Source organism: Lysinibacillus sp. LZ02, from assembly GCF_050613145.1.
GTDB lineage: Bacteria > Bacillota > Bacilli > Bacillales_A > Planococcaceae > Lysinibacillus_B.
In genome coordinates this window covers 1,276,346-1,302,897 of the sequence record NZ_CP192507.1, presented here as the reverse complement: position 1 = coordinate 1,302,897, position 26,552 = coordinate 1,276,346, and the positions used below count along the sequence as shown (strand labels likewise).

26 protein-coding genes are annotated in these 26,552 nt (G+C 37.5%); 9 read left to right on the top strand and 17 right to left on the bottom strand.

Translation table 11 applies throughout. The features are described from left to right. Positions 1 to 11: 11 nt before the first annotated feature. The 6 genes from ACQQ2I_RS05995 to ACQQ2I_RS05970 form a co-directional block, all read right to left on the bottom strand. On the bottom strand, positions 12 to 518 hold the full coding sequence (locus ACQQ2I_RS05995; RefSeq protein ID WP_431029656.1) for a hypothetical protein: 507 nt from the start codon (positions 516 to 518) through the stop codon (positions 12 to 14). Beyond that, positions 515 to 1,165, bottom strand: a complete 651-nt coding sequence (locus ACQQ2I_RS05990) for a hypothetical protein (RefSeq protein ID WP_431029655.1) — start codon at positions 1,163 to 1,165, stop codon at positions 515 to 517. The genes ACQQ2I_RS05995 and ACQQ2I_RS05990 overlap by 4 nt, the downstream gene beginning before the upstream one ends. Before the next feature lie 160 nt (positions 1,166 to 1,325). Continuing rightward, positions 1,326 to 1,694 carry a hypothetical protein gene (locus ACQQ2I_RS05985; RefSeq protein WP_431029654.1) on the bottom strand — a complete coding sequence of 123 codons (369 nt, stop codon included), beginning with the start codon at positions 1,692 to 1,694 and terminating at the stop codon, positions 1,326 to 1,328. Between the two features lie 312 nt (positions 1,695 to 2,006). Continuing rightward, positions 2,007 to 4,577, bottom strand: coding sequence for a DUF927 domain-containing protein (locus ACQQ2I_RS05980; RefSeq protein WP_431029653.1), 2,571 nt, complete (start codon positions 4,575 to 4,577; stop codon positions 2,007 to 2,009). A 43-nt stretch (positions 4,578 to 4,620) separates the two neighbouring features. Beyond that, positions 4,621 to 4,890, bottom strand: coding sequence for a DNA-binding protein (locus tag ACQQ2I_RS05975; RefSeq protein ID WP_431029652.1), 270 nt, complete (start codon positions 4,888 to 4,890; stop codon positions 4,621 to 4,623). Further along, positions 4,887 to 5,102 carry a helix-turn-helix transcriptional regulator gene (locus ACQQ2I_RS05970; RefSeq protein ID WP_431029651.1) on the bottom strand — a complete coding sequence of 72 codons (216 nt, stop codon included), beginning with the start codon at positions 5,100 to 5,102 and terminating at the stop codon, positions 4,887 to 4,889. Before ACQQ2I_RS05970 ends, ACQQ2I_RS05975 begins: the two co-directional genes overlap by 4 nt. Before the next feature lie 161 nt (positions 5,103 to 5,263). Between ACQQ2I_RS05970 and ACQQ2I_RS05965 the strand changes: the two genes are divergently transcribed. From ACQQ2I_RS05965 to ACQQ2I_RS05940, 6 genes are all read left to right on the top strand, one after another. After that, a complete protein-coding gene (locus ACQQ2I_RS05965; RefSeq protein ID WP_431029650.1) occupies positions 5,264 to 5,689 on the top strand; it encodes a helix-turn-helix domain-containing protein in 426 nt (141 codons plus the stop codon). Positions 5,690 to 5,736: 47 nt separating this feature from the next. Further along, entirely contained in the window at positions 5,737 to 6,021 is a 285-nt protein-coding gene (locus tag ACQQ2I_RS05960) for an Arm DNA-binding domain-containing protein (protein ID WP_431029649.1), read from the top strand. A 97-nt stretch (positions 6,022 to 6,118) separates the two neighbouring features. After that, entirely contained in the window at positions 6,119 to 7,447 is a 1,329-nt protein-coding gene (locus ACQQ2I_RS05955; RefSeq protein WP_431029648.1) for an IS3 family transposase, read from the top strand. Next, complete coding sequence (locus tag ACQQ2I_RS05950; RefSeq protein WP_431029647.1) at positions 7,390 to 8,373, top strand: tyrosine-type recombinase/integrase; 984 nt, start codon at positions 7,390 to 7,392, stop codon at positions 8,371 to 8,373. The genes ACQQ2I_RS05955 and ACQQ2I_RS05950 overlap by 58 nt, the downstream gene beginning before the upstream one ends. Before the next feature lie 207 nt (positions 8,374 to 8,580). Continuing rightward, the gene (locus tag ACQQ2I_RS05945; protein ID WP_431029646.1) at positions 8,581 to 8,829 is read left to right on the top strand and encodes a ferredoxin; all 249 of its coding nucleotides are present in this window, start codon (positions 8,581 to 8,583) and stop codon (positions 8,827 to 8,829) included. A 694-nt stretch (positions 8,830 to 9,523) separates the two neighbouring features. Next, entirely contained in the window at positions 9,524 to 10,306 is a 783-nt protein-coding gene (locus ACQQ2I_RS05940; RefSeq protein ID WP_431029645.1) for an enoyl-ACP reductase FabI, read from the top strand. Positions 10,307 to 10,377: 71 nt separating this feature from the next. Here the strand turns inward: ACQQ2I_RS05940 and ACQQ2I_RS05935 are convergent, their stop codons facing one another. The 6 genes from ACQQ2I_RS05935 to ACQQ2I_RS05910 all read right to left on the bottom strand — a co-directional run bounded on the left by ACQQ2I_RS05935 (position 10,378) and on the right by ACQQ2I_RS05910 (position 18,615). Next, complete coding sequence (locus ACQQ2I_RS05935) at positions 10,378 to 10,872, bottom strand: DinB family protein (RefSeq protein ID WP_431029644.1); 495 nt, start codon at positions 10,870 to 10,872, stop codon at positions 10,378 to 10,380. Between the two features lie 714 nt (positions 10,873 to 11,586). Continuing rightward, positions 11,587 to 12,996, bottom strand: coding sequence for a purine-cytosine permease family protein (locus ACQQ2I_RS05930; protein WP_431029643.1), 1,410 nt, complete (start codon positions 12,994 to 12,996; stop codon positions 11,587 to 11,589). A 91-nt stretch (positions 12,997 to 13,087) separates the two neighbouring features. Further along, a complete protein-coding gene (locus tag ACQQ2I_RS05925; protein WP_431029642.1) occupies positions 13,088 to 15,067 on the bottom strand; it encodes a hydantoinase B/oxoprolinase family protein in 1,980 nt (659 codons plus the stop codon). Between the two features lie 24 nt (positions 15,068 to 15,091). Next, entirely contained in the window at positions 15,092 to 17,116 is a 2,025-nt protein-coding gene (locus ACQQ2I_RS05920) for a hydantoinase/oxoprolinase family protein (RefSeq protein ID WP_431029641.1), read from the bottom strand. A gap of 300 nt (positions 17,117 to 17,416) precedes the next feature. Then, on the bottom strand, positions 17,417 to 17,557 hold the full coding sequence (locus ACQQ2I_RS05915) for a hypothetical protein (RefSeq protein WP_431029640.1): 141 nt from the start codon (positions 17,555 to 17,557) through the stop codon (positions 17,417 to 17,419). 656 nt (positions 17,558 to 18,213) lie between these two features. Beyond that, complete coding sequence (locus ACQQ2I_RS05910; protein WP_431029639.1) at positions 18,214 to 18,615, bottom strand: hypothetical protein; 402 nt, start codon at positions 18,613 to 18,615, stop codon at positions 18,214 to 18,216. A 124-nt stretch (positions 18,616 to 18,739) separates the two neighbouring features. Here ACQQ2I_RS05910 and ACQQ2I_RS05905 point away from each other — a divergent pair, with 124 nt between their 5' ends. Both ACQQ2I_RS05905 and ACQQ2I_RS05900 read left to right on the top strand, forming a co-directional pair. Beyond that, positions 18,740 to 19,093, top strand: a complete 354-nt coding sequence (locus ACQQ2I_RS05905; RefSeq protein WP_431029638.1) for a hypothetical protein — start codon at positions 18,740 to 18,742, stop codon at positions 19,091 to 19,093. A 299-nt stretch (positions 19,094 to 19,392) separates the two neighbouring features. Then, positions 19,393 to 20,217, top strand: a complete 825-nt coding sequence (locus ACQQ2I_RS05900; protein WP_431029637.1) for an AraC family ligand binding domain-containing protein — start codon at positions 19,393 to 19,395, stop codon at positions 20,215 to 20,217. Between the two features lie 48 nt (positions 20,218 to 20,265). Here the strand turns inward: ACQQ2I_RS05900 and ACQQ2I_RS05895 are convergent, their stop codons facing one another. Further along, the gene (locus ACQQ2I_RS05895) at positions 20,266 to 20,889 is read right to left on the bottom strand and encodes an FMN-binding negative transcriptional regulator (protein ID WP_431029636.1); all 624 of its coding nucleotides are present in this window, start codon (positions 20,887 to 20,889) and stop codon (positions 20,266 to 20,268) included. A 112-nt stretch (positions 20,890 to 21,001) separates the two neighbouring features. On the opposite strand from ACQQ2I_RS05895, the gene ACQQ2I_RS05890 reads away from it, so the two are divergent. After that, positions 21,002 to 22,375, top strand: a complete 1,374-nt coding sequence (locus tag ACQQ2I_RS05890; protein ID WP_431029635.1) for a PLP-dependent aminotransferase family protein — start codon at positions 21,002 to 21,004, stop codon at positions 22,373 to 22,375. 634 nt (positions 22,376 to 23,009) lie between these two features. On the opposite strand, the gene glnA is transcribed toward ACQQ2I_RS05890, so the two are convergent. From glnA to ACQQ2I_RS05870, 4 genes are all read right to left on the bottom strand, one after another. Next, positions 23,010 to 24,368 (bottom strand): type I glutamate--ammonia ligase, encoded by a 1,359-nt coding sequence (gene glnA / locus ACQQ2I_RS05885; protein ID WP_431029634.1) that lies wholly within the window; start codon positions 24,366 to 24,368, stop codon positions 23,010 to 23,012. 30 nt (positions 24,369 to 24,398) lie between these two features. Then, complete coding sequence (locus ACQQ2I_RS05880) at positions 24,399 to 24,794, bottom strand: MerR family transcriptional regulator (protein ID WP_431029633.1); 396 nt, start codon at positions 24,792 to 24,794, stop codon at positions 24,399 to 24,401. 220 nt (positions 24,795 to 25,014) lie between these two features. Continuing rightward, positions 25,015 to 25,632 carry a cyclase family protein gene (locus tag ACQQ2I_RS05875; RefSeq protein WP_431029632.1) on the bottom strand — a complete coding sequence of 206 codons (618 nt, stop codon included), beginning with the start codon at positions 25,630 to 25,632 and terminating at the stop codon, positions 25,015 to 25,017. A 139-nt stretch (positions 25,633 to 25,771) separates the two neighbouring features. Beyond that, positions 25,772 to 26,347, bottom strand: coding sequence for an ECF transporter S component (locus ACQQ2I_RS05870; protein WP_431029631.1), 576 nt, complete (start codon positions 26,345 to 26,347; stop codon positions 25,772 to 25,774). Between the last annotated feature and the right edge of the window lie 205 nt (positions 26,348 to 26,552).

Below are 26,552 nucleotides of genomic sequence, written 5' to 3'. Positions count from 1 at the left end.
TTCACACCACCTTAATACGTGAAATCCACATACTTTTGAACTGTTTCTTGTGATAGATCCTTTGCAAAGTCACGAACTTGTCCAGCGTACCTTAATCCTTCTGTACGGTGTATTTCAGCCTCGTTTCTCGCTTCGTCAGCTTGCTGTTGTAATGCAGCAGCCTTTTTAAATAAAGAATCGGCATCTGTTCGCGCTTTCTTCGATATATCCATCCACACATCTAATAAGCGGACTGTATCAGCTTCGACTTCTTTTAGTGTCTCATTTAATTTGGTAATACGGCTTTCTTGTAATTCAATTTCTTCGGAAAGCTTTTGCACTATTTCTCTATTTTCTGATAAAACACTTAAAGCCGTTGCATTACCTTCATATGCAGCAGAGATTTTGGCTTCTATTTCATTTCGTTTTTTTCTTAATCCCGCAACGACCTTCCCTACTTGAGCAACTTCCTTCAGGTACTGCATTTTCTGAACTTGAATTTTATCCATTAATTTTTGTCTTTCTTCAATTTTCATCATATTAAAATTCCTCTTTTCTTTAATAGTTTTTTTGTTTTACGTCGTGAACGTTCTAAATCACGCTCAAGTTGTTCAAGTTGTTCATCTAACTTTGCTAACTTAACTTCTTCGTCCCAGTAATCTACATCGGAATGTTGGATATTTGTTTTCCACTCAATTCCTTCTAACCGCCGATCGTTAGCATCCGTTGTACAGAAAGTAGTTGTATCGCGTGGATTATTGGTCAAACAAATTTCATAAACTGCACCGTGATTAATCAAAATTACTTCTCCTGGATCCATTACTAGCGATAATTTACTTTCGGTTTTTATATCACGTAAGCTCGTAAATTTTCTAAAAATGTAGCTACATTTACGTAATTTTTGTAGCTTTACATAGCGATAAATACGTTCACCAGCTTTTGTTGTAGGAATAAATTTAAAGAATAATAGTGGCCCTTTTTGTACGATAATTAGCTGGCCATTCTCTTGGTTTTTCGTAGTTGTAACTGTCTGCTTCGGTTCATGTTCCAGTGTGAATGCTACGTTTTTAGCATATTTAACAGTGCTAGGCTCAACGTGAAAATACTCCACATTTTCGCCTTTTTTATTCCAATGAACAGCCCCAAAATCAGCAGCTAATCCATAAATAGCTCTTTCGATTTTCATCCAACTCTCTTTCTAAAAAATTTTTTCAAAAACGGATTTTTCTGCGCGTTTAATGGGCAATCGGTGTAGGGGCATTGACCTCTTTATATTGAAATGGAGGGGGGCTACCTCTCTACATCGTGTATATGAAATTCCCAAACGCTTATGAATTCCATTTGGTTCATAAATGCTCTACTCCTTCTATGTTATATTTCTTGGCCAATCGAACATTATCTTGATCTGACCAATCTATTTGTAGTTGATAGTTATTCGGAATAGGTTCATCTGTAATTAAACATACAGGACTTCTTATTCCTTCTGGTTCACTATAAGCCCCATGTAAATGAGTAGCTCCACAAATAGGACAATCAGGAACAAAAACTCCTACCTTCTCTTCTCGCATCCCTCTAAACTCATATAAGTACGCTGTAGCTATTGGTAATTCATGACTGATTTCTTCAACTGTCATTCCTTCAAACATAACCGCGCGTCTTTCTCTAGCCATCTGCTTAATAGCTTTCGTCATTCGCCTTTTACCTTTGTATTTCATCACTAAAGTTCCTACCTTTTCGTATTTTCTACCTGTTTTACTACCTCACTTCCTACCGCTAAAACCTAGTAATATCAACGTTTATAAAGAAAAGGTAGGAAAGTAGGAAGTAGAATAAAAAAAATAGGGTATATATATAATTTTTTTAACTTTACTTTTTTCTACTATTATTAATTTTCTTTCATGTGTAGATATAATATGTCCTACCTTTCTTACTTTTCCTACTTACTTATATAAAGCCTTGATATAGCTGTATTTTGAAAGGTAGGACATTATTAAGATTTAATAATCATTTACCTACCCTTCCTACCTTCATCGAGCACATTCTGAAAAGTCGAATCCTAATTCCTCAACAATTTGAGAATCTAGTGCAATACAAGTGAAGTTTCTACCTTTGTGCTTTAATTGCCTGTAATCAACATCTTTACCTCGATGTGTTTGAGAAATGGTTATCCCTCTCCGTAACCATTCGCTACGGATTGTTTTTTCTTCAACCTTTAGCACCTCTTTAACATAGGCTGGTAGCAAATACAGTGTTCCTCTTTTATAAATCGCCTTTATTGATTTATTAGGCTCATACTCGTAATAGATCGAACCTCTATCCGCATCTAAATCCTGTAACATCTGCTCAAGTAGCTGCTTTGGTTTATCAATCGCTTTATTCTCAGAATTCAATTCATCAAATAAATCACTTAAAATTGTCAAATCAATAGCACAGTTAAAATATTTATTTAACAAATCCCCTGTTAAAACGATTGCTGCATAGTACCGAGCAATACGAGAAATGACCTCGTTTCCATAGGCTTTACTCTGGTACTTCTCGTTGTATGTTTCAAAATGCGGAATAATCTTGTCTTTCTCTACCTGCCACATGGTTAAAAATTCTAGACCAATTACACCGTAATACTTCTCAATCGAATTGTATAATTCATTAAAGAAACGAAAATCTGCTTCACCAAATGGTGCTCCTGTAATCGAAATAATACGAGCAGCTACACCGCCAGCCTTTTCAGCATATTCCGTTAAAGCACTTTCCCCTGTGGATAATAGTGCGTTATTCCAGGTAACTTCTTGTTGAGAGCCACTTACTGAACCGCGCCCTTTTGAGCGTCCGCCACTAAAGTTATAAACGAATGCTTGTAATTGCCTTTCATCCGCTTTCCTTGAATCGTCTAATAAAAGTGGGAAACTGTTTAAAAAAGATGCTTTTCTTTCAGCTGCAACCTTAGTAAGATTCCATTCATTTACTAGGTAATCGTTACCCCAAACACTTGCACAAGCTTTTAACAACGTAGTTTTTCCTCGTGAAGTTTGTCCGCTAAAATCCACAATGAATGGCTGCATCTTTAAATCTTTTAAAATCACACTTGTAAACGAAGCTAATACCATTAATAACGCTCTTGGATATGCTTGAATCTTTTTCAAGACATGCTCTATCCATTCCGCGCTTGTCCCCGATTGTTGGAAGGCTTCAAGTAACTGCCTTTCTCCTGAATCCATAGGCACTATTTTAATGCCGTTATTTATCAAAGGATGGATGAACGTATTTTTTATATGCCCTAGCCGTTCAACTAAATAGCCATGATCAGATTGATTAACCATGTTCAATCTATCGAAATACTCGATTAAATGCTTGGCGTTATTATCTGTAACCGCTAAAGACTTATATGAAAGTTTTAATAGCTCTTTTTTAATAGCAAGCTCCCCAGCGGTTACTACCTCTTTATACACTTTCCTTTTATCAATCCATGTCACTTCATGGTACAATTGTGGGTATTCCACATTCATAAACGATTGTGTAATGATTGGCGTTTGCCTACAAATAAAAATTTCAAATTCCTGAACCTCTCCGCGAACTTCCTTTTCAATAATTTTGTACAAACAGCCATTTTTCGAAAGGTAGTTTTTCGGAAAAATTAAGGTTTCATCATTTTCAAGCAATGATTGAACCTCATCTTTTTGCAATTGGAAAGTATTCGTACATTCTCGAATTGCTTTCTGGAGCGTTTCATCTCCATACGTTGTGGAATTTTGCTCTCTATCCCACTTATCACGCATTAGTGAAGATTGCCTAAAAATACTATCCATCATGTAATAATCGCAGTTTGTCCAAAATGCTAAATCATTACAGAATGCCATATCTGCCTCAGACTGTGACGGGTAGGTTATTTCCCATCCACCGTACATAAACGATTTAAAACGAGCGCCTGTTTTGCTATTTTCGGCTATTTTTATAATTTCAGCCTCAGATAGCATTGCCTTTCTTGTATCGTTTTCATTTTGTTTTGGCTGCCTAGATTCTACTTTTTCTCGTTTAAATACCTTTTCGATAAAAGAATCTATTTCAGCACCTTTATTAATGGGTAAATCGTTCAATGCTTCACCTGTGAATGTTATGAACCTCTTATCGCTGTATATTTCATATCCTAGCTGTGTATTTTTATTTTTGTATTTCTCGCGATTATGTGTGAAGCGAATCCACACGTGTACCCCTTTACCACTAGGCGATAGTTCCGCATAGGATGTATTCACAATCTCTTGAGCTAGTTCGGGTAATGCTTCCACACTTTCAAGACCATCTATATCAATACAAGCATATGGATCTGTATCTGATAGCACAAAACCTATTCCTTCTCCAATGCCATTATCATATGCTTCATAGATTGTTTCGAAAGTTCCCCATGATTTAGGCTTAGTTGAGTCAGCTTTGTATCTCCCATTACTTCGATAAGGAATTTTTTCAAATACTTGTCTTTCTTCATTCCATTCTGCTTTCCAAATCACCCATTGCTTTAGCTGCTTCAGTTCATCTGGGATGTTTTCTGGTGCAACCAATAGGATTTTTTCTTTTTCCAAAATGGCCACTTGCTCACCTACTTCCATTTATGCCATTGCTCTACAACACCTTGCCCCCGCAAGCTATTTCTTAAAATGAATTATTTTCTAAAAATCTATCAATCTCACGTTTGGAAACTCTCTTAATTCCATCAATCTCACAAACTTTTAAACCCATTGATCTAAAACGTACGAAACTGTTATAACTCACACCAGCGTATGCAGCACCTTCTTTTAGAGTCATCCATTCCTTAGCAGATAACTGCTTCTGATTAATTTCAAATGCCTGTTTTGTTGCAGTGAGTACAATCGCTTTAAGTTGCTCTCCTAATCCTTCTGGCATATCTAGTTCGATTTTCATTTCATCTCTTCCCTTCCTTCTAAAATGAACAATTTATCAATTTCTAGATCTAATGCTTTCGCTAATTTTGAAGCAACCAATAGAGAACCCGTACTTTTTTTATTTTCTATTTTTGATATTGTAGACGCTCCTACCCCTGATTCTTTGGAAAGTTGTCTAATTGATAAACCTTTTTTACCCCTACTTAAAATCAATAAAGTGTTATCAATCATTTTTTATCTCCTTTCTCCGATAACTGAATTGTTTCATTTGTTATCTTTATACCCAAATTATAGCTTCGTTTGTTATCTTTGTAAACATTATTGTTTCATTTGTTTTCTTTTTCAGTAGGTGTTACAATATTTTTAAAATAAAGAATGGAAGGATGAATCCATTGGAAATAGGAGATAGAATAACTAACCGAAGAAAAGAACTTAAATTAACTCAAGATCAATTAGCAAAGCTTTCAGGACTTTCAAGAGTTAGTATTGGGAATTATGAAAGGGGCGACCGAGTTCCTGATGTAGAATCTACCCAAAAAATCGCAAAAGCTCTTGGAGTAACTGCAAACGATTTAATTTATGGTGATTATCATGAAGAACATATGGGAGAAACAATAAGAGGTATTGAGGAAAGTAAAAAAAATATTATTGATTTTGCAAATAGTTATGATGAATTTGATGATTATAACGATTTACACTATGTATCTCAATTCGTTGATTTAATTAAAAAGAAAAATAAAGAAATAATAAAATATGAAGAATTATGGCACGAGGAAAGATATGCAAGATTAAAACTAGAAGAAGAAAAAAATAAGTAACTCCCCTCCCACTCCTTGCCCCCGCAAGCGGTATAGGAGGAATATGTATGGCCAAAAAGCAAAGTACAACTATTGAGAGTTACGAATTAAAAAACGGTGAGAAGCGATATAAATTTCAAATTTACGTTGGGGTAGATCCACTCACCGGAAAAGAGCAGCGTACTACCAGACGGGGTTTTAAAACAAAAAAAGAAGCCGCACTTGCATTAGCACGACTTAAACTAGATATTGATAACGGCACATTTCGTAAAGTACAAGCAGAAACGTTCCAAGATGTATATGAATTGTGGATTGAGCAATATAAAAAAACTGTAGAAGAAAGTACATTCTAATATGGTACCTGTAGTTAGGACACTTGAAAAAGAGTGTTTTAACTGCAGGTATTTTTTTATATACTAGACATTCAAGATTAGAGGACTAGAGGCTATTATGAGTAAAATTTTATTTTCACCAAAAGAGGTACAGCTACTTCAAAAGAATCCAAATGTACAACACGTAAGCGAACGAACAATTACCTATACAGATACATTTAAAAGTAAATTTATTGATGAATACTTAACAGGGAAAACACCTCGTCAAATCTTTCAGGAATATGGTTTTGATGAAGCAATCATTGGTATGAAACGAATCGAACAGGCTGCCTTCCGCTGGCGAAAAGCATACGAAAAAAACGGCTTGATTGGTTTAACAGATACACGAAAAATTGGTTCAGGTAGACCGCTAAAGCGCGAATTAACAGCGACTGAAGTGATTGAAAGACAAGCCGCACGCATTCAACTATTGGAGGGGCAAGTGGAGTTACTAAAAAAGCTAGAAGCGACAGAAAGGAGGCTGTTAAACGACAGTCAAAAACGAAGCACAAGTAAGGTGTATCAACTGATTTCAGACACACTGGCTCAGCATCCATTTAAACGCATGGTGGCTTATTTTTGTGACCTATTAAACGTTTCTCGCTCTGGTTATTATCGTTTCTTAAAGACCAGTGACATGCGAGCAGCGAACGAACGGAAGGATTTAGAAGCGAGAGATTTGATTTTAAAAGCGTTTAATCGCCGTGGTTATAAAAAGGGCTCTCGCTCCATCAAAATGACACTCGAACATGACTTCCAGTGCGTCATGAGCCGTAAAAAGATCCAGCGAATTATGCGCAAGTACGGGATTGTGTGCCCTCACCGCAGACCGAATCCCTATAAACAAATGGCGAAAGCAACGAAAGCACATCGCGTCGTGCCAAATAAATTGAATCGTGAATTTAAACAAAGGGTACCTGGAAAAGTACTCTTAACCGACATCACCTATTTGCCATATAACGGAAAGCGTATGGCTTATTTGTCGACCGTAAAAGATGCCTCTACCAACGAAATTTTAGCTTATCATGTCTCCGATCGAATCACGTTAGATATCGCAACGAAAACGATTGAAAAATTAGTCCGCAATCAGAAAATCAAGCTCCAACCAGACGCCTTTATCCATTCAGATCAAGGGGTACATTATACAAGCCCAAAATATCAAAAGTTATTAAAGAAACATAGGCTAGGTCAATCGATGTCACGCCGAGGAAACTGTTGGGACAATGCGCCACAGGAATCCTTTTTCGGTCATTTTAAAGATGAAGTAGACTTTGAATCTGTGCAAACACTTGATGCCCTAAAAGCGAAGATTCATCACTACATGGTCTATTACAACAATTATCGTTATCAATGGAATCTAAAAAAGATGGCCCCTGCGCAATACAGGAACCATCTCTTAGTTGCGTAATCTCTTTTTTTACTGTGTCCTTGACAATAGGTACCACTTTATTCAATAAAGTTTTGTATTATTTTAAGGACTATGCCCTACCAGCTATGAGGAAATATAAAATAGAGAAAATCACTGTAGATATATGTCAAAAACATGTTAATGACTGGTCACGTAAACTCAAAATGTATCGAGAGGTAAAGGCGTACACATCTAAAGTTCTTGATTTCGCTATAAAACGTGGATATATTCAAAATAATCCTATGAAGCTCGTTGACCTCCCTGTTATAAAGAAGGAAATAGACGTTGAAGAAGTACCTGAAAATTTTTATTCTAAAGAGGAATTGGTAGAGTTTTTAACATGCTTAGAAAAAGAAGATAGATACAATCGCTATGCATTTTTTAGGCTTCTGGCTTTCAGCGGTATGCGTATGGGAGAGGCTCTCGCTTTAACTTGGGAGGATATCAATACGAAGGATAATGAAATAAGAATTAGTAAGGCTTTATCACGTGGTTTAGATGCTAGACAATACGTAAAGTCTACAAAGTCAGGCGTTTCACGTACAATCAAAATGGATGAAAAAACGATTGCTGTATTGAAAGAATGGCGGAAAAGGCAGCAAGTGGAATACCTTAAATTAGGTCATAACACATTGCAAACTAAACAATTAGTATTCAGCAATACTAAAAATTCTTACCTGCAGCCTTCCACAATTAGAAAATGGATTGTTGGTATTCAAGAAAAATATAACCTCTCAATAATCACTACGCATGGTTTACGTCACACACATTGTAGCTTATTATTTGAAGCTGGAGCAAGTATTAAAGAAGTGCAAGATCGTTTAGGACATTCCGATGCACTCATTACAATGAATATCTATGCTCATGTCACTAAAAAGGCTAAAGAAGAAGCCATTCAGAAGTTCGAGAAATATCTTGAATTGTAGTTTTTTTGACTACGTTTTTGAATACGGTTGAATACGTTATAATGAAACTTATTGACATAGGTCAGATTAAAAAACCTTTATTTCACAAGGTTTTCATATCTCATACATTTGTATGAAATTCATCTTTTAACTGTTGAAAAGTATAGTAAACACCTTTAGAATAAGAAAGAAGCTTACGGAAGAGCAATGACAAAAGGAGAGGTAACAATGCCGAAATATACAATTGTTGATAAAGATACTTGTATCGCATGTGGCGCATGTGGCGCTGCTGCACCAGATATTTATGATTACGATGACGAAGGAATTGCTTTCGTTATTTTAGATGATAACATGGGTACTACAGAAGTACCTGAAGACTTACTAGAAGATTTACAAGACGCTTTCGAAGGTTGCCCTACTGATTCAATTAAAGTAGCAGAAGAATCATTCGATGGCGACTCATTAAAATACGAATAGTATACCAATGGAATTATAAAGGATGTGCGGTATTCGCACATCCTTTTTTTATGGTTAAATATACGCTCATGCTATGCCGACATTCATAGCGTACAACCATTCTAATTATGCTGCAGTTGAGAACGCCCCTTTTAATGCTTGGCTGTACTAAAAATTACAGTTAAATGAAAAGCAAGTGCCTCTTTTTTACACCCTGCTATTAAAATCCATTATTTTTAATGCCTAGTTGATGCTAGATAGAGAAATCGAGATACAACTTAATTTAAAATAAGTGTCAAACTGGGACGATGGTGCTGCACCTAAATGGCACTTATCCTTAATTAAGTCGTATACAAAAATCGGCATATGAAGGTTTTATGGTTTTTTAAATTGTGCAGATGATTTTCTTATTAAAAAATCGTACAGTATCATTTATTATGATCGTGATAGAGAGGAATGTATTATTTTTATAGTTGACCACAACCTAAAGACATGTATCCACCAGTTGGGATAGACGATGCATGTTTCGAAAAAGGCTTCATTATGTTCATTTTTCAGCTAAAATACACGTAAATACGCTGATATACATAAGGAGAGGATATCCAATAGCGTTATTTTAATGCGAGTTACATTTTCTAATTGCCACCATAATTATTTAATGTTATAGTTAGTTTTAGTAGTTGGTACTAATAATAGACCGTATTGATAAAGGGGTATGAGCATGGATCTTTTACAATTAACTAATAAAAACATCGTCGTAATGGGCGTGGCAAATGAACGAAGCATCGCTTGGGGCGTCGCAAAAAGATTATTGGAAATTGGCGCAAACGTTATTTTCACATATCGCAAAGACCGTTCAAAAGGGAAAATCGAAAAACTTTTAACAGATTATAGCGATAAAAAAACAGCAGTCATTGAATGCGATGTCAATAATGATGAATCAATCGCAAAAGCGTTCGAACAAATCGGCACAGAGTTTGGTTCAATTCATGGTATTGTCCACTCTGTAGCATTTGCACATGCAGAAGATTTAAAAAATCGCTTCGTTGAAACAACGCGAGAAGGCTATGCATTTGCACAAGATACAAGTGCTTATTCTTTAGTGGCCGTGAGTAAAGCAGCGAAGCCTTACTTAGCAGAAGGTGCTTCTATTGTGACAATGAGTTACTTAGGCGCTGAGCGTGTACTAGACGGCTATAATGTGATGGGCGTAGCAAAAGCGGCACTCGAAGCAGCTATGCGCTATTTAGCAGCAGACCTTGGTCGCGATGGTATTCGTGTTAATGCGATTTCAGCAGGTGCCATTCGCACACTAGCAGCGAAAGGCGTTCCAAGCTTCAATCAAATCTTACACAAAATTGAAGAGACTGCGCCTCTAAAACGCAATACAAATCAAGAAGAAGTTGCTGATATGACAATCGGTATGTTAAGCCAGTTATCACGCGGTGTAACGGGCGAAACAATTTATGTAGACTCTGGTTATAATATTATGGGATAAAATAAAAGGGCTGAGCCATAACATTGTTGGCTCAGCCCCTTTACTATCTATACCTTTACCAAAAAGGACGTTTAAACCTTTTTTGCTAACGCTTGTTTTACTTCTTCAATTTGGCCAAGATGGCGTTCTTCGTGGTAACCTATTAACGCTACCCATTGCTTCAATGCCAATGTCCCAAAACGTCGGTGGGCAAATCCTTTTTCGGTTAAATCGTCATCGGAAACCCCCTCAATGCTATGCATTAACGTTTCTCTCGATGTAGTTAATTTATGTTTCAGTTCCGCTAATGTTTGATGCTCATTAGAAGGCAGCACATAATGAGGAGCATCCACTTTTTGTTTTCGATCTGCTACTAAATGAACCGGAAATGCCTCAGGTACATTTACATCCTCACTTACTAAAGTTTTAGCGATCTGCTTTGCTACACTTTCCTCCAATAAATATAAATGTTCTAGTATTTGCGCAATACTCCACGTGCCTTCTTCCACCACTGTATTCAAGTGTTCATCCGTTAAACTACTAACACTTTCCCAAATCTTTTCTCGAATTTTCACATTATGCTCCATTATCCATCCCCCTTTTCCTCTTACTATCTCATATTCAAGTGATGCCATATGTAGAACTAAAAATAGAATAAAGTGAAACTTCAATCAGTGGGGTTTTTGACGTACAGGACGTGCTAATGCCGACGTCGTCACACGGACGTGACGTATTTTAGTCGGCCCTCATCCCCCACTGATTGAGTAGAGGAATGCAAGCTAAGAACACCACAACGCGAGCGCAACGCCTGTGTGACCAACGTCCTGTTGCCCTTAACCAATCGGGCTTTTACGGGCAGTTAATCTCCCACCTATGCTTCTCGATTTTCCTTAAGCCTTGAGGTGGGAGTCTTAATGCCCGTTAATGCGGGATAAACAAAGAACAACTGGACTAAGTGGTGAGGATGGCGAAGTTTAAAGAAGGAAAACAAATGGTGAAACGCCATATTTATAACTATATAGTCGATTCTCTTTTACACTAACTTCCCCTTCGTAAATGAACTGATTAGTCTTATACTTTATCTCAATTTTTTCGATTTGTTCGCGCCATTTACAATCGCGCCTTTCGTAACACCATGTGTAAACATACAGTACGATACTTTCGAGCTTTTCTTTTTATTATTTGCCGTTAAATGGATCAAATTGCTTTTCTTCGGCTCAATATTATCACATCGCAGTTCTACTAAAAAATAGTAGCACAAACCATGGTCTTGGTTCGTACTACTAATGTTAGTAGGGCTTCTATGCTAGTTTTTCATAATCAGGAATGTCGTTTGCTTCTTGTTTCACATAATATTTACCTTTTGTGATAATTGCAATGACAATCGTTAAAACAAAAGCTAGTAGCGCTGCAAAAAAGGCTGCAACACTTTGCAAAAAGCTTCCCATATATCCAAATGCCGCTATGGAACCAATGACCGAAGAAACTACTAGAGACACAATGCCAACAGGATTCCAAGCGTATAAATAATGCTGACGATATTCGAAATACAATGGCCCAATTTTCATTAAACGCTTCACTACTAATGCATCGCTAATTAGAATTGCACCCCATGATAGTAAAAATACACCTTGGAATGTTAGTAAATTACCAATATGATTAATGACATCAAATAACATAAGAAAAATCGCTACAACCGATGTTACGATGACCCAAAATACTCGAGCTGGCTTGAATTTAAATACATTTTCAAAGAAATTCGCTAACGACAGCGAACTACTATATAAGTTTGTAATATTAATACGGAGCTGTGTTAATATTGTAAAAATCACACCACCGATGCCTAATAAGTGAACAAAATATATCCCCGGATTTTGCTCGTTTAATTGAACACCAAACCAAATACCGATAACACCCATTACAAAGAAGCAAATAAATTGAGGCATAAAGCCAACCATAAATACGCCCATTTTAAATTCAGATGGTTTAATGAAACGAGCATAATCTGAGATTAATAAAGCCATAATTCCTACTAAGCCATTCATAATCCCAATACAAGCAAGTAAAGATGTTCCTCCGACTTCCACACCCTCAGGTAAGAATGTCCAGATATTCCCCGTAAATGTTGTTTCCTTTGCCAACATGAAAAAACCAACTACAATAAAGAAAATAAAAATCGGCATGGTCCACTTTTGAAGCTTATCTAATTGTTTAATACCAAACCAATTCAATGGAATCACAGCAAGACCGAAAAACACCATCAGCACCCAAACTGGAATGAATTGTACATATTCATGCACAGCATAAGCCATAATTGCACCTTCGATTCCACAATACATTATGAAATTTAATGCATAAATGAGTGAAGTAATGGATGCGCCTAAATAGCCAAATCCACCGCCACGAGCTAATAAGTTTACATTTAATCCAGTTTTTGCAGCTAAATAACTTATACCAACGCCTATCGTTCCCCCAATAACCGTTGCATAAATAGCAGCTAATAAGGCATTCATCGCTCCAAAACTCACAGCCATTAAGCTTCCCATTTGTATGAAAAGCATCGCTGTTGCTACGCCAAGTGTAATATTCGTGATGCTTGCCCAACTCATCGAACGCCCATTTCGGGGCACTTTCTCTAAAGCGAAATCATCCCGTTTCTCATTTTCTAAAACATCTGTTATCTCTTCGTCTCTTGGTATTACTACTTCCATTTGTGTTCCACTCCTTTACATTGGTTATGAGTTACACTAAGAAGAAGTTCCATATAACATCTAAACAAGTAGCAGTCCTTCCATTCCCTGACTACGACCAGTAGGCTAAAGAGCGTTTTTTCATTGCTTCTCGATATTGCTTAGTCGAAATTGGTAATGCCTTATTCGTCTTGTAATCCATGATAACACCGTAACGACGAACTACATCCATTTGATTAATTTCTCCTGCATTATACATCTGCTCCACCTCATTAGGGTCTGTTTCTAACCAATGATGACGATTATTGCGAATATATTCACGTTCTATGGAGGTAGCCGCATGATCAATTTCAAATGCATCGATATCACGATCAATTTCATAGATAACTACTCCATAATCAAGCTTCGCACGTTCAATCGAAACATACTCATCAATCACATCTTCTAATACGGCGTTTACATCGCGTTCTAATGGATCACCTAAACCCCCACCTCCTGCAGATGGACGTGTAAAGGAATCCCCTTTTTTCACCTCTACGTTTGAGAAAATCGTACCTAAAAACTCCTCATCCTCTTGATTTGGATTTAAGATAGCACCTTGGGCAATAGACGGTAATCCCCCCTTGATTCCCCATGTAATAGAGCGAGAGCGATCACAGCAATAAGACATGACTGTATGGTTTATATCTGTTAACATGCCTCCCTTTTCAACACCACAGCCACCACGATATTTCCCTGGGCCTGCAGAATCTGTAATGATTGCATGCTTCGTCGTAATGACCGGTGACAAGCGTTCTTGACCTTCACATGGCTGAACACTTAATCCCACTCCGAACACTGGTGAAGTTGTATTCGCCCCATCCCGATCAACACGACCACCATGACCGCCTGCCATCCAGTCGTACCACATGAAATACTCATTACTATCTTGCCGTTTATCGTAGCCACCAATGAGTAAATACTCTAAGTTAAATGAACATGCAATGGCACGTTCAGGCATGATGTTCGACCATAATTCAAAGCACGCATTCATAATCTTTTCAAATGAACCTGAGCAATAACCCGATACAGCCACTGGACTAGGTGCATTGACAACCGAGTTTTCAGGAAGGTGTATTTTCACTACACGATAGAAGCCCGAGTTTAGTGGAATTTCTGGGAAAAAGGTCTTTGTCCCTGCATATGTTCCTGAAAGTGCCGAACCAAATCCAGCATTTAAGAAACAACTAATATAAGGGTGAGAACCACTTAAATCATATAAAATCTCATCCTCTGTAATGGTCATTTTCACACGAATGGGAATTAAACCATCCCCAAGTTGTGGGTCCATATCAATATAATCAACTGTTTCCCATTCCCCTTTAGGCAATTTTGTAATTTTTGCTCTCGTTAAGCGTTCTACGTAATTTTGCACTTCGTCGAAAGCTAATAAAACCGTATCAATACCATACTTCTCAATCATCTCTTTTAGTTGCTTTTCGCCAACTTTCGCTGCTTCTACTTGTGAACGTAAATCTCCAATACGTTCTTCTGGAATACGCATATTCATTACGATAATATTCACGATATCTTTTAAATATTGACCTTTACTATAAATACGTACTGGTGGGATACGTAACCCTTCCCCGTAATGTTCTTTCGCTGTAATATCAAAGGATCCAGGGTTTGAACCACCCACATCCGCCCAATGTCCATTTGTTTGCATAAGCGCAATTAGCTTCTTACCATGGAATACTGGTAGAATGACCCTTACATCACTAAAGTGTGTCCCACCACGATATGGATCGTTTACTAAAAATACATCGCCAGGGTGAATATCATCTGCAAAATCCTCTAATACAGCCTTAGCAGTTAAATGTAATGTCCCTACATGAACTGAAATATCTTGAGTCCCTTGCATTACAGTGTTTCCCTGAGCATCACATAATGCACAACTAAAATCTCGGTTATAAATAACAAACGAATAACATGTACGTAACATTTGCTCTGCCATTTGATCGACCAAATTTACAAAACCGTTTTTTAAAACTTCAAATGTTACAGGATCTAGATTTTGTACTTTATTGTTTTCTACTAATTTCGTTGTACTCATAGATCTTATCCCCCTTATCGTGTATTAGTTCACCGTAATAATGATATTTTTATAGACATCTACTTCCGCTGTAAACCCTGGTGGAATAACTGTCGTCGTATCTAATTGATCTACGATTGCTGGACCCGGTAGTTGTGTGTAAACCGGAATTTTGTCACGATTATATACTTTCGTTTCAAAATATTTACCCTCAAAATAAACAGGACGTGTTTCTTTATAAGCATCCTCAATCGAGCCTTCTGGTGCATATTGTGGAAAATCAGGTTTAGGTACTGTTCCAATTGCTGTCACACGTAAGCCATATATTTCAACGACTTGTTCCTGATCAGAGAATGCAAACTCTCGCTCATGCTCCCTGTGGAAGGCTGCTAATACATCATCCAATGACGTCAATTGATCTGGTACGACAACAGCTAATGAACGCCATTGCCCTTTATAACGAAGATCTATATAGTTCATCAATGTAGATGTCTCATCTGAAATGCCTTCATCTTCTAATAGCGCTTTTGCCTCTATTCGTAGGTCATTAAACTGACTTGTGAGTTCCTCAACAGAAACATCATTAGCTTTTTTCACGTAGGTTTTAGAGATATCATGTCGTACATCTACTAGTAAGCATCCCATAGCTGCTGCTACTCCTGGATGAGAGGGAATAATAATTTTGGGGATATTTAAATCTTTTGCTAAATATGCTCCGTGCAATGGCCCCGCACCGCCAAATGCTACTAGAGCGAAATCACGTGGATCATATCCGCGACGTACAGAAATTAACCGAACTGCATCACTCATATTTGCGTTGGCAACTTCGATAATGGCATTCGCGGCTTCTTCAACAGAATGATCAAATTCATCTGCAATTTTCTTAACAGCCTGTGTTGCTGCTGCTTTATCCAATTGCATCGTCCCGTCTAATAAATTCACACCTAATCGCCCTAAAACTAAATTAGCATCCGAGTTTGTTGGCTCTGTCCCCCCTCGACAATAACAAGCTGGGCCCGGTACTGCCCCTGCACTTTGTGGTCCATTACGTAAGGAACCACCTGCATCTTTCCAAGCTAAGCTACCACCACCAGCACCAATCGTTAAAATTTCAATACTCGGGAATCCAATGGGATAGCCATATTCAATAGACCAATCTTTCGTTATACGAATATCACCATCATACATGAGTGAAATATCGGTACTCGTACCACCCATATCTAAACCTATCGCATTATCAAATCCACATAACTTAGCAATATGTTTACTAGCAATCGCTCCAGCAGCAATACCAGAACTCGCTAACCTAGCAGCATAACGAGGAACTGTACTAGAAGTCATGACTCCACCACCGGAATGTAAAACTAAAATTTCCTCTTCGTAGCCTTTTTTCCGCATTTCATCGCTCAATTTGTTTATATATTTACTCATAATTGGACCAAGAACCGCATTAATAATCGTCGTGCTCATACGTTCATGCTCAAAAATTTCTGGAAGTACCTCGCTTGATATACAGACATATACATCTGGTAGTTCCTCTTTTAAAATTTCTTTTACTTTTACTTCATTTTCACCATTCACATACGCATTAAGGAAACAAACTGCAATGGATTCTGTATTACGACGCTTTAGTTTCTTAGCTAATGCGCGAATCTCATCTTCTTGAATCGCTTCAACAATATTTCCTTCATAATCCATCCGTTCCATGACTTCAAATCGATCACGCCGTTGAATATAAGGTTTTGCGGTATCTTTATACGTATCCCATATGTCTTCCTTCGTACCACGGCGAATTTCAGTTACATCTCGGAAGCCTTTTGTTGTGATGAGTGCTGTTTTCGGCAGCTTCCGTTCAATTAACGCATTTGTTCCCACTGTTGTGCCATGAGAGAAAATTTTAATGTCCTTCCCATTCAATTCGGCTTTCTCAATCCCATTTAAAATTCCTTGTTCAGGGTTCGAAGGTGTAGAAGATGTTTTCGTCACAAACACTTCTCCTGTATTTTCATTAAAAACAAATACATCTGTAAAAGTTCCACCAACATCAATTGCTAAACGAGTGTGTGTCATAGAGATACCTTCTTTCATTTAATAGTTTTAAAAGACGTATACATATTTTACAAAATATTCTGATAAGTTACAAAAAACTATATTTATAGCTACTAACTTCTATAGCAACCTTAAGAACATATAGGTGATTGCGCTTACATTTTTTGAATGAATTTTGCAAAAATACTTACATAAACCTTTATGGAAGAAACATGCCGTTCATTACCATTAAGTCCGAAGCGTTTTTTTCTAAAATAATTCACATTTAAATCACTTACATATCGTCTTACGAATCATACCCTCTGATTTATCCTTTGTAGGTCACCCTTTTAAATAAATACCTTTCCCTTTTGTAAAAATAGTAGCTGATCCTTGTGATGGTTGTTGTTCAATGGATATAGTTGGATAGAGAAAATGCCTCTGATCGAATATCTTTAACTCTTCTTTTAATTGACTTGTCATAAATATCAACCTCGTTTCCCTTAAAATTTCATACACTTTCATAAAAGCAATTCCCATGCCAACTTCTTTAGAAAATAAAAAAAAGGCATTTTTCTTTTTTGAAAATGCCCATTCTGTCTTCCTAACTGTTTTAACAGATCATTATTAGATATTTTGTTGAGAATCATTGAGGTATTTTTTTCATTTTCATTGCAATGTAACACGAGAAAGCATTGCTTTTTTGCCACTTTTCATGCACAAATACAATTATGATGTATAATTGCATCATCAGTCTTCGTATAATATGTTTCGTTTTAATTGGTATTTTCCGTAATAATGTAGATTGATCGCATCCGAGTGATTTTGTAGCTTGTCTTATACTTGGATGTTCAGACAACACTTTGCGGTTGGGATGGCTGCTCTTGATGACGGAAAACCAACAGCTTTTACACAGAATCTATTAAAATGGAATACTGGATTGTCTGCATCGATCGTAGAGAACCTGAAATCGGATAGTTCCCCTTGTAATCTTAATCGATGCATTTCCCCAATTGCTGTGCAAGCTCTACAACATTTAAGTACGGGTCTTCAAAAAACAAACGTTCTTTATAGAAGATTTAAAGCACGCCTTCTATATAGCCGTTGTCAAATGCCCACACTTTAAGCTGAACTGAAATCTAATCATCATTCTCTGCTCCTTCGTGCAATTTCATATTTGTAAGCTCTAGATACCCATGACGTGAACAGCCGTATAGTTTACATACGCCTGTCGCAAAGACTGCATACTGCATTGGCGGGACAAAGCCATTTTGCAAATGCTTTAGCAATGGTTCTAGTTCAGCTAATTGTTGGACATATTCATTGAGAACTTCATTTTCATGCTCGATATCAAGTGGATCTGTGTGCTGTTCTTCTTGAAGCTCTAGGATGAAGCTTCGTAGCGTTTCTTTTCCTTTTTCAATAAATACCTCTAGTTTTTCTAATGCCTGTAACCGATACATCATATATGTATAGCGCATGAAAATATAATTAGAAAAAATCGTCTCTTGCTGCCAATCATGCTTAAAAAATCCGTACACCTTCTCATATTTTAATAAATGAATAACATTCCCCCTTAACTGTTTATATTATCCTATTCATTTTATACTAACTATATGGAAAATTTGATGAAAGGTTTCGGCAATCACGGAATTGGAGGGCATTATGAATATAAAAAAACGAAATAAACAACTGTATACTGCTCGAGCCGTCGTCGAGACATCTGAACATTGCGAATGTGAGAACTGCTTATTTTACGCAGCACATATTGAATCCAATACTACACTCGTCACTTTTTTAGAGGGTATAGGCATTGATCCACGAAAAGCCGATGAAGTTTGGTGCTACATGGAAGAAGACAGACAAAAGCATTACACAGTCGATTTTTTTGAAATATATGCGGAGCAAGAAGAAACACATATTTTTGAGCATGCCAAAGTAGTGATTGTTGCCAATCCCTATGCAGAAAATGGACGACTACCATATGCATTAAGTATTGACGTTGTTTTGAAAATGTAGTGTAACAATTAACGTTTCCAAAACTACATTTGGTCACTACATAAACCGAAAAAGTTCGCCGATTCAAATAGTGACCGACGAACTTTTTTTATGTAATTCTCAATACAAAAGGTCCATAGGATATTTGAAATTTGTTTCATCATTATTCTTTAAACAAGTACTTCAGTAAATCTTCAAGTGTAACCGTTTTAGTCTCTTCCTTTTACTTATCCTACTGCATCTCTAGTCAATATCATACAAGAATTGAGAAAATATAGTATGGTACACTTACATTCACGCAGTAGATTGGAGGTATTCAGATGACTACAGAAGAAAGAATCGTTCGATTTGATACAGATTTACAAGTCGAAGCTTATCGTTTCAATGGTATCATGCAAAAGTTCCCCAACCATTTTCACGAATATTATGTTATTGGCTTTATAGAACAGGGGCAGCGACGATTGTCTTGTAAAAATAATGACTATGTTATAAACACTGGCGATCTCGTATTTTTTAACCCTTTTGATAATCATGCCTGTGAACAAATCGATCATAAAACATTGGATTACCGATGTTTAAATATTATGCCTGACATTATGAAAAAAGTGACAGAAGATATTACAGGCGTTGCCTATCTCCCACTCTTTAAAAGTCCTGTCGCCCAAAATAGTGTACATACAATGCTTTTACATCAACTTCATCAAATGATACTGAACGAATCATCCGATTTTCATAAAATTGAAGCTTTTTATTTTTTGATGAAACAATTAATTGAGGCGTATTCAAAGGTGCCAACTGAAAAAAATGAGGAGAAAGATGATACGCATATACAATTTGTTTGTCAGTATATCGAAGCACATTACAAAGAAAAAATTTCTTTAGATGATTTAGCAAAAATAGCACGGGCAAATAAATATTCGTTGGTAAGATCCTTTACGCGTTTAAAAGGGATTTCACCTTACCGGTACTTACAAACCACACGGATCAATGCAGCTAAAAAGCGATTAGAGCAAGGCATGCCGCCACTAGATGCGGCCCTAGAAAGTGGCTTTGTCGATCAAAGTCATTTTAGCAATTTCTTTATGGATTTTATCGGATTGACACCTGGACAATATCAGCGAATCTTTACACATCAAAATCATTAACAACGTCTTAGAAAGAGGGACACCATTTTTCTTGGATAAACTAAATATTTATTGATTATTTCGACCGATTTTTTTCATCACCTCAGCCAGTTGCTGAGAACTCATACTATCTTCTTGCTGTAAGTTTTCAACCACCCGTTGATAATCCTCATCATTGCGATTTTGGCTTAACTTGTACGTTGCTTGAATGTCTTCCACCTTTATCTTAAATCCTACAATTCCTTTTAATTGCTGCTCCAACAGCTCTGGTGATAATGTATGCCACAACGTGGGATGCTCACGATACTTCTCGTATTTTTCCAGCTGTTTCGCTAAATCCGCCTTTAATTCCTGTTCTCCCATAATCATCACCTGCCCATAAATGTGCACTGCCTGGTAATTCCATGTTGGTACGTTTTCATGGCTGTACCAGGAGGATGAAATATACGCATGCGGTCCTTGATAAATGACTAGTACCCGTTTATTCAGCTCAAATGTACGCCACTGCGGATTGCTATAAGCTAGATGTCCTGTAATAAAATAATCCTCCCCCTCCTTTTGAAGCTGCACGGGTACATGAGTCGCAATCGGGTCCCCCTTTTTCATCGTAACAATCGTTACAAAGGAATGCTCCTCCATAAATCGAATAACTTCATCATGATCCTTCATTTGAAAATATTTTGGACTAAACATGTCATGCTCCCCTTTCAGAAAAACACCTTTTCTATTTGTTCACATCGTATATTGATAATTGACATGACAAAAGATACAATTCCTAATAATTAAACATGTCAGAGGTGACAAAATGAAATCAATACTTTTCACACTTGAAGACTCACCTGCTAAATACAAGCAAATTTATGAACGGTTTAAATCCCTCATCGAGCAAGGCGAGCTGCGCGTAAATGAACAATTGCCCTCTATTCGCCAGCTTGCGGAGTGCTTACACGTTAGTCGAAATACTACATTAACCGCTTATGAACAGCTCACCGCAGAGGGCTATATCAACGGTAAAGGTAGAAAAGGCTATTTTGTAAACGAGCTAGAACCACAGCTTTTTTCTAGAGAAACGCCTGTCATACCGCCTAAACCACCACAGCCAACCTACACCGTGGACTTTAAAGCTGGTGCGGTTGATCAAGCAAACTTCCCGTTAAAAGCTTGGCGCAAACTGTCAAACGCCGTTTTAACATCAAACAATGCCTTTCATTACGGGCAGCCGTTTGGTGAAATATGTTTGCGTGAGCAAATTGCCACGTATTTACTGGAATCCCGTGGCGTAAAAACAGATCCACATGCCATTATTATCGGGAGTAGCACACAACAAATGCTCATTCATCTTGGGCAACTGTTAAAGAAAAATTTTCAAAGTATTATCGTAGAAGACCCTGGTTTTGACGGTGCGAGAGAGGCATTTTTATTTCATCAATTCGCTTTGGAAACACTATCTGTAAATGAAAATGGTGCTGATTTTTCACAATTACAAACGATGAAATCACAATTAATTTACGTAACCCCCTCTCATCAAAGCCCCATCGGTGTCAGCATGACAATTCAAGAAAGACAAAAGCTCATTCAATGGGTCAATGAGCAAAATGGCTACATTATTGAAGACGATTACGACAGTGAATTTCGCTATACGCAGCGACCTTTCCCTGCACTCGCCTCCATTGACGCAACAAAAGTCATTTATTTAGGCAACTTCTCAAAGTCCTTTTTGCCTGGCATACGACTTAGTTATATGGCATTACCTAAGGAGTTGCTCGCTCGTTATGAGCAGCAATTTCAACATTTTGAAAGTACCGCCTCTCTATTAAGTCAGCTAACGATGGCGAAGTTTATGGAGGAAGGAGAATGGAATCGCCATATAAAACGTATGCGCCTCGTTTACAAACGAAAAATGCAGTGCCTTGTATCAGCACTGCAAAAACAATTTAATGAACATATTTCTATCATTGGGCAACAATCTGGCTTATATGTATTAGTAAAACTGTATAACAATCACTCAGAGGAATGGTTTATTAAGCAAGCAGCTCATTACGGTGTAAAAGTCTACCCAACCAGTCTGTACTTCATAAATAATCGACCTGCTGAACCTCTTATCAAACTTGGCTTTAGTCATCTCAGCTGTGAAGAAATAATTCTTGGGGTGAAGCTTTTAAAAAAAGCATGGTTATAAAATGAATTTTAAAAAACAGGCAGCTTTCAAAACGGACTGATTTATTTGAAATAACACGATAAAAACCAGGAGCAACAGTTGATTAACTTATCTGTTGCCTCTAGTTTCTTAGCAAATATCTTCCCAAATACCAATTGGGGAGCAAGAACTTATTGATATTCAAAACTTTTAAAGACACCTATATTTAAAGACAATTTAAAAATCAAGATGGTGGGCAATACCCCATCTCGGTTTGAAGTGACCCCTAAAATAGAATACAAATAAAGTAGGAAAGGATAGCGTAGAATAGCGCGAAATGGAGTGTGAGAGAATGCGAAAGAAACGAATGAAAGAGAAAATAATAGAGATGCTACAAGTAGGGAATGGTTTAATGCAACATTTCCTTCAATCGCAAAAGCAGCTCCATGTAATTTCACGACAATTGGTGGTCTATTTCAACACTTTGGATTCGCTGCCTACCAAAAATCGACCTATATTAAAAGGGAAGCCACTGAAAAAGTCGATTTACATCAAAAATCTTGAGATAAATCGACTTTTACTATTTATACAATCGAGAAAATCAGAATGAATTACTATAATCTTTGAAAATTTATAAGTTTTTCAGCGCCCTCCATGATTACTCCGATGCCTTTTTTCAGTACATCTTCATATATTGGTCGCGTTCCCATTGGTGGACCGTTGTACGGAACATATCGAACTCTACTTCTTTTGCTTCTTTAAAGTTTTCATAAATATGCCCACCCAGTGCTGCTTTAATGATGTCATTTTTCTCGAGTTCTTTTAATGCTGCGTCAAGTGAAGCGGGTAAATTATCAATGCCATATTGCTTACGCTCTTCTGCATTCATCACGTAAATATTGCGATCTACCGGTGCTGGTGGCTCTAATTCATTTTTTATGCCATCTAAACCAGCCGCTAAAATGACGGCCATTGCTAAATACGGGTTTGCCGATGGATCTACCGAACGCAGCTCAATACGTGTCGATAACCCACGAGATGCGGGAATACGTACGAGTGGCGAACGGTTTTTCGGAGACCACGCTACGTAACAAGGCGCTTCATACCCTGGTACTAGACGTTTATATGAGTTCACAGTCGGGTTTGTTACCGCTGTAAAGCCTTGCACGTGCTTTAGTACACCTGCTAAGAAATGACGAGCCGTCTTCGATAATTGTAAGTCCGTCCCTTCATCCCAAAATGCATTTTTCTCTCCTTGGAATAACGATAAGTTAAAGTGCATGCCTGAACCATTTACCCCAAATAGCGGTTTCGCCATAAATGTTGCATGTAAACCATGTTTACGCGCTACTGTTTTTACGACAAGCTTGAACGTTTGGATATTATCACATGCCTCTATCGCATTTGCATATTTGAAATCAATTTCGTGCTGACCAGGCGCTACTTCATGGTGAGAAGCCTCCACTTCAAAGCCCATTTCTTCCAGTTCTAATACGATATCGCGACGGCAATTTTCTCCAAGGTCTGTTGGCGCTAAGTCGAAATATCCGCCATCATCATTTAAATCTAATGTCGGGTTCCCTTTTTCATCTAACTTGAATAAGAAGAATTCTGGCTCTGGTCCTAAGTTAAAGCCTGTAAACCCTAACTCTTCCATTTGTTTTAACATACGCTTTAAGTTCGAACGCGGATCTCCTTCAAAAGGCGTGCCATCCGGACGAGCAATATCACAAATTAATCGAGCTACCTTTCCCTTTTCTGCTGTCCATGGAAAAATCATGAATGTATCTAAATCGGGACGAAGGTACATATCTGATTCTTCAATACGTACAAAACCTTCGATGGAAGAACCATCAAACATCATTTTATTGTCTAATGCTTTATCTAATTGACTTACTGGGATTTCAACATTTTTAATCGTCCCTAAAATATCTGTAAATTGGAGACGAATAAACTTTACATTTTTGTCCTTCACAATTTCTTTAATCTTCTCTTTTGTATACTTACTCGTTGAATTCGCAACTGTATTAAACATACTCATTCACTCTCCTATTTTACTTTTTTATTATTCATTTTTAAGATGGAAGAAACGCGATAGGTCGCCTTGACGTAGCGAAGACTTTTGCATACGTTGTGCCTGCAACATTTCTTCTCGTAAAATGGTACGAAGCTCTGCATCCGAAATCGAAGTTGCGTCACTTTTTCTAACATCCTTCACATCTCGCATATCAAATACTTTTTTGACCCCCGCCATATTAATTCCCTGGTCAAGCAGTTCTCGAATTTCCAATAATGCATCGATATCATCCAACGAAAACATACGTCGATTCCCTTCAGACCTCGCCGGGGTTATTAATTCATGTTCTTCATAATAGCGGATTTGTCTTGCGGTTAGCTCCGTTAATTGCATAACCATGCTTATAGGGAGTAACGGCATCGCCCTTCGAAACTCTCGACTCATCATCATCCCCTCCCTTTTCTAACTCCACTTTACATTATGTTATGTATTTTATCAATATTATGTTATAAAACTTAACATTCAAAGTTTCGATTAATTTTATCGCAAGTTCAGATTAAAATACAACCCGTAGTAAAATAACGCGAACCAATTTTTAGGACTGCTTAATTTCCCACAAAAAATACAGCTCAAGTAATCCACTTAAGCTGCAGGCTTTCCTTCACTATTCCATTTTCCGTACAACAGCACGTATAGGCGACGCATCTCCTCCTTGAATCGCAAGCGGTAAACCGATAAACTCATACATACCCGCATCAACATCTTTTAAAAACAAATTTTCAATAATATAAATACCTACTTGTTTACACGTATGATGTGCAACTAAGCTCACATCGTCTAATGCATCAACTGACGGCGCATCGGTCCCAACAACACGCACACCTTGATTTGCAAGAAAGCGAATCACCTCTGGAGCAATTGTTGTAAAACCGTCATCAAAATGATATAAATCATGCACCACTTTCGTTTTAAAAAACACACGCTCCACGTTATGTAGCTCCAGGTTCTCCACATGTTCTAGCTGAATGCACTTTACTCCTATAACATCCACCATTTTCACAGCGCCTATAAACAACTCTAGCGGCAACGCATCAATCGCCTTCCCAAAATCATCATAATGGTACGGCGCATCTACATGTGTCCCTGCGTGTAAGCTCATCGTAATTTGCCCGACATTCGCCCCGTCCTCCGTTAACGTCACATCCTGTTTATATGAAAATGGTGTATCCCCTGGCCAAATAGGCATATTTTTATGTAATGGCACCGTAATATCAATCCACATATTCATTACTCCTTCTCTCATTCATTATTCCATACCAACGATACAATAGAACTACATAGCATGGAAGGAATTTATCCCGAGTTAAAACTCACAACGATTAAAACACAAAAACGCAGCCACGAACGTGACTGCGTCTATTTTACGATAAATATTGTAAGCGTTGTTTAGAGATCCATGTCTTCATCGTACGGAATAACACTGTAATAATGACAATTAACAACACACCTTTTACTAAGTTAAACGGTAAAATCCCTTTTACAATCGTTTCATACGATTCTAAATGGAAGTTCAAGAAGTATGCATACATCGGTAAGAACGCCACATAATTTAGCAACGCCATCCCTAACGACATGGAGACAGTTCCGGCGATTAAGCCTACCATCAAACCTTTTGATGTCGTGAATTTTTTATAAATATAGTAAACAGGTAAAATAAATAACACACCCGTCGCAAAGTTTGCCATATGCCCCACCGGCACGCCTGTTGGTGCACCCGAGAAAATCCAATCCAAAATATTTTTTACTAACTCTACTAAAATACCTGCAACAGGCCCCATCGTAATAACCGCGATTAATGCCGGTACATCACTGAAGTCAATTTGTAAAAATGCTGGGAACCATGGTAGAGGAAAGTTAAATAACATTAATACGAAAGAAATGCTACTTAACATTGCAATTGTTACGAACGAGCGTAACTTTTTGTTTTGTTTTGTCATAGAAATCTTCTCCTTTGCTGATTCCATCTCGCAAGAAGAAAGGTATTTCGGTCGTCTCCATGAAAAAACCCTTACGTAACATGAACGTAAGGGAGAATAAGGCACACTGAAACAGGTGTTATCATATCATTTTTTGTATCACAAATAAAGCTAGTTCCCATAGCTTTTTCGGTATACAAAAATAGACGATATTTTTTCAAATAAC

Excerpts from the sequence above, each read along its gene's own strand:
- ACQQ2I_RS05880 (WP_431029633.1), bottom strand. The coding sequence starts at position 24,794 with ATGAGTCGAGAGTTTCGAAGGGCGATGCCGTTACTCCCTATAAGCATG.
- ACQQ2I_RS05975 (WP_431029652.1), bottom strand. The coding sequence starts at position 4,890 with ATGAAAATCGAACTAGATATGCCAGAAGGATTAGGAGAGCAACTTAAA.
- ACQQ2I_RS05930 (WP_431029643.1), bottom strand. The coding sequence starts at position 12,996 with ATGGAAGTAGTAATACCAAGAGACGAAGAGATAACAGATGTTTTAGAA.
- ACQQ2I_RS05985 (WP_431029654.1), bottom strand. The coding sequence starts at position 1,694 with ATGAAATACAAAGGTAAAAGGCGAATGACGAAAGCTATTAAGCAGATG.
- ACQQ2I_RS05925 (WP_431029642.1), bottom strand. The coding sequence starts at position 15,067 with ATGAGTACAACGAAATTAGTAGAAAACAATAAAGTACAAAATCTAGAT.
- ACQQ2I_RS05990 (WP_431029655.1), bottom strand. The coding sequence starts at position 1,165 with ATGAAAATCGAAAGAGCTATTTATGGATTAGCTGCTGATTTTGGGGCT.
- ACQQ2I_RS05870 (WP_431029631.1), bottom strand. The coding sequence starts at position 26,347 with ATGACAAAACAAAACAAAAAGTTACGCTCGTTCGTAACAATTGCAATG.
- ACQQ2I_RS05940 (WP_431029645.1), top strand. The coding sequence starts at position 9,524 with ATGAGCATGGATCTTTTACAATTAACTAATAAAAACATCGTCGTAATG.
- ACQQ2I_RS05890 (WP_431029635.1), top strand. The coding sequence starts at position 21,002 with ATGAAATCAATACTTTTCACACTTGAAGACTCACCTGCTAAATACAAG.
- ACQQ2I_RS05900 (WP_431029637.1), top strand. The coding sequence starts at position 19,393 with ATGACTACAGAAGAAAGAATCGTTCGATTTGATACAGATTTACAAGTC.
- ACQQ2I_RS05995 (WP_431029656.1), bottom strand. The coding sequence starts at position 518 with ATGATGAAAATTGAAGAAAGACAAAAATTAATGGATAAAATTCAAGTT.
- glnA (WP_431029634.1), bottom strand. The coding sequence starts at position 24,368 with ATGTTTAATACAGTTGCGAATTCAACGAGTAAGTATACAAAAGAGAAG.
- ACQQ2I_RS05970 (WP_431029651.1), bottom strand. The coding sequence starts at position 5,102 with ATGATTGATAACACTTTATTGATTTTAAGTAGGGGTAAAAAAGGTTTA.
- ACQQ2I_RS05920 (WP_431029641.1), bottom strand. The coding sequence starts at position 17,116 with ATGACACACACTCGTTTAGCAATTGATGTTGGTGGAACTTTTACAGAT.
- ACQQ2I_RS05895 (WP_431029636.1), bottom strand. The coding sequence starts at position 20,889 with ATGTTTAGTCCAAAATATTTTCAAATGAAGGATCATGATGAAGTTATT.
- ACQQ2I_RS05915 (WP_431029640.1), bottom strand. The coding sequence starts at position 17,557 with ATGACAAGTCAATTAAAAGAAGAGTTAAAGATATTCGATCAGAGGCAT.
- ACQQ2I_RS05960 (WP_431029649.1), top strand. The coding sequence starts at position 5,737 with ATGGCCAAAAAGCAAAGTACAACTATTGAGAGTTACGAATTAAAAAAC.
- ACQQ2I_RS05950 (WP_431029647.1), top strand. The coding sequence starts at position 7,390 with ATGGAATCTAAAAAAGATGGCCCCTGCGCAATACAGGAACCATCTCTT.
- ACQQ2I_RS05980 (WP_431029653.1), bottom strand. The coding sequence starts at position 4,577 with ATGGAAGTAGGTGAGCAAGTGGCCATTTTGGAAAAAGAAAAAATCCTA.
- ACQQ2I_RS05875 (WP_431029632.1), bottom strand. The coding sequence starts at position 25,632 with ATGTGGATTGATATTACGGTGCCATTACATAAAAATATGCCTATTTGG.
- ACQQ2I_RS05955 (WP_431029648.1), top strand. The coding sequence starts at position 6,119 with ATGAGTAAAATTTTATTTTCACCAAAAGAGGTACAGCTACTTCAAAAG.
- ACQQ2I_RS05905 (WP_431029638.1), top strand. The coding sequence starts at position 18,740 with ATGAATATAAAAAAACGAAATAAACAACTGTATACTGCTCGAGCCGTC.
- ACQQ2I_RS05945 (WP_431029646.1), top strand. The coding sequence starts at position 8,581 with ATGCCGAAATATACAATTGTTGATAAAGATACTTGTATCGCATGTGGC.
- ACQQ2I_RS05935 (WP_431029644.1), bottom strand. The coding sequence starts at position 10,872 with ATGGAGCATAATGTGAAAATTCGAGAAAAGATTTGGGAAAGTGTTAGT.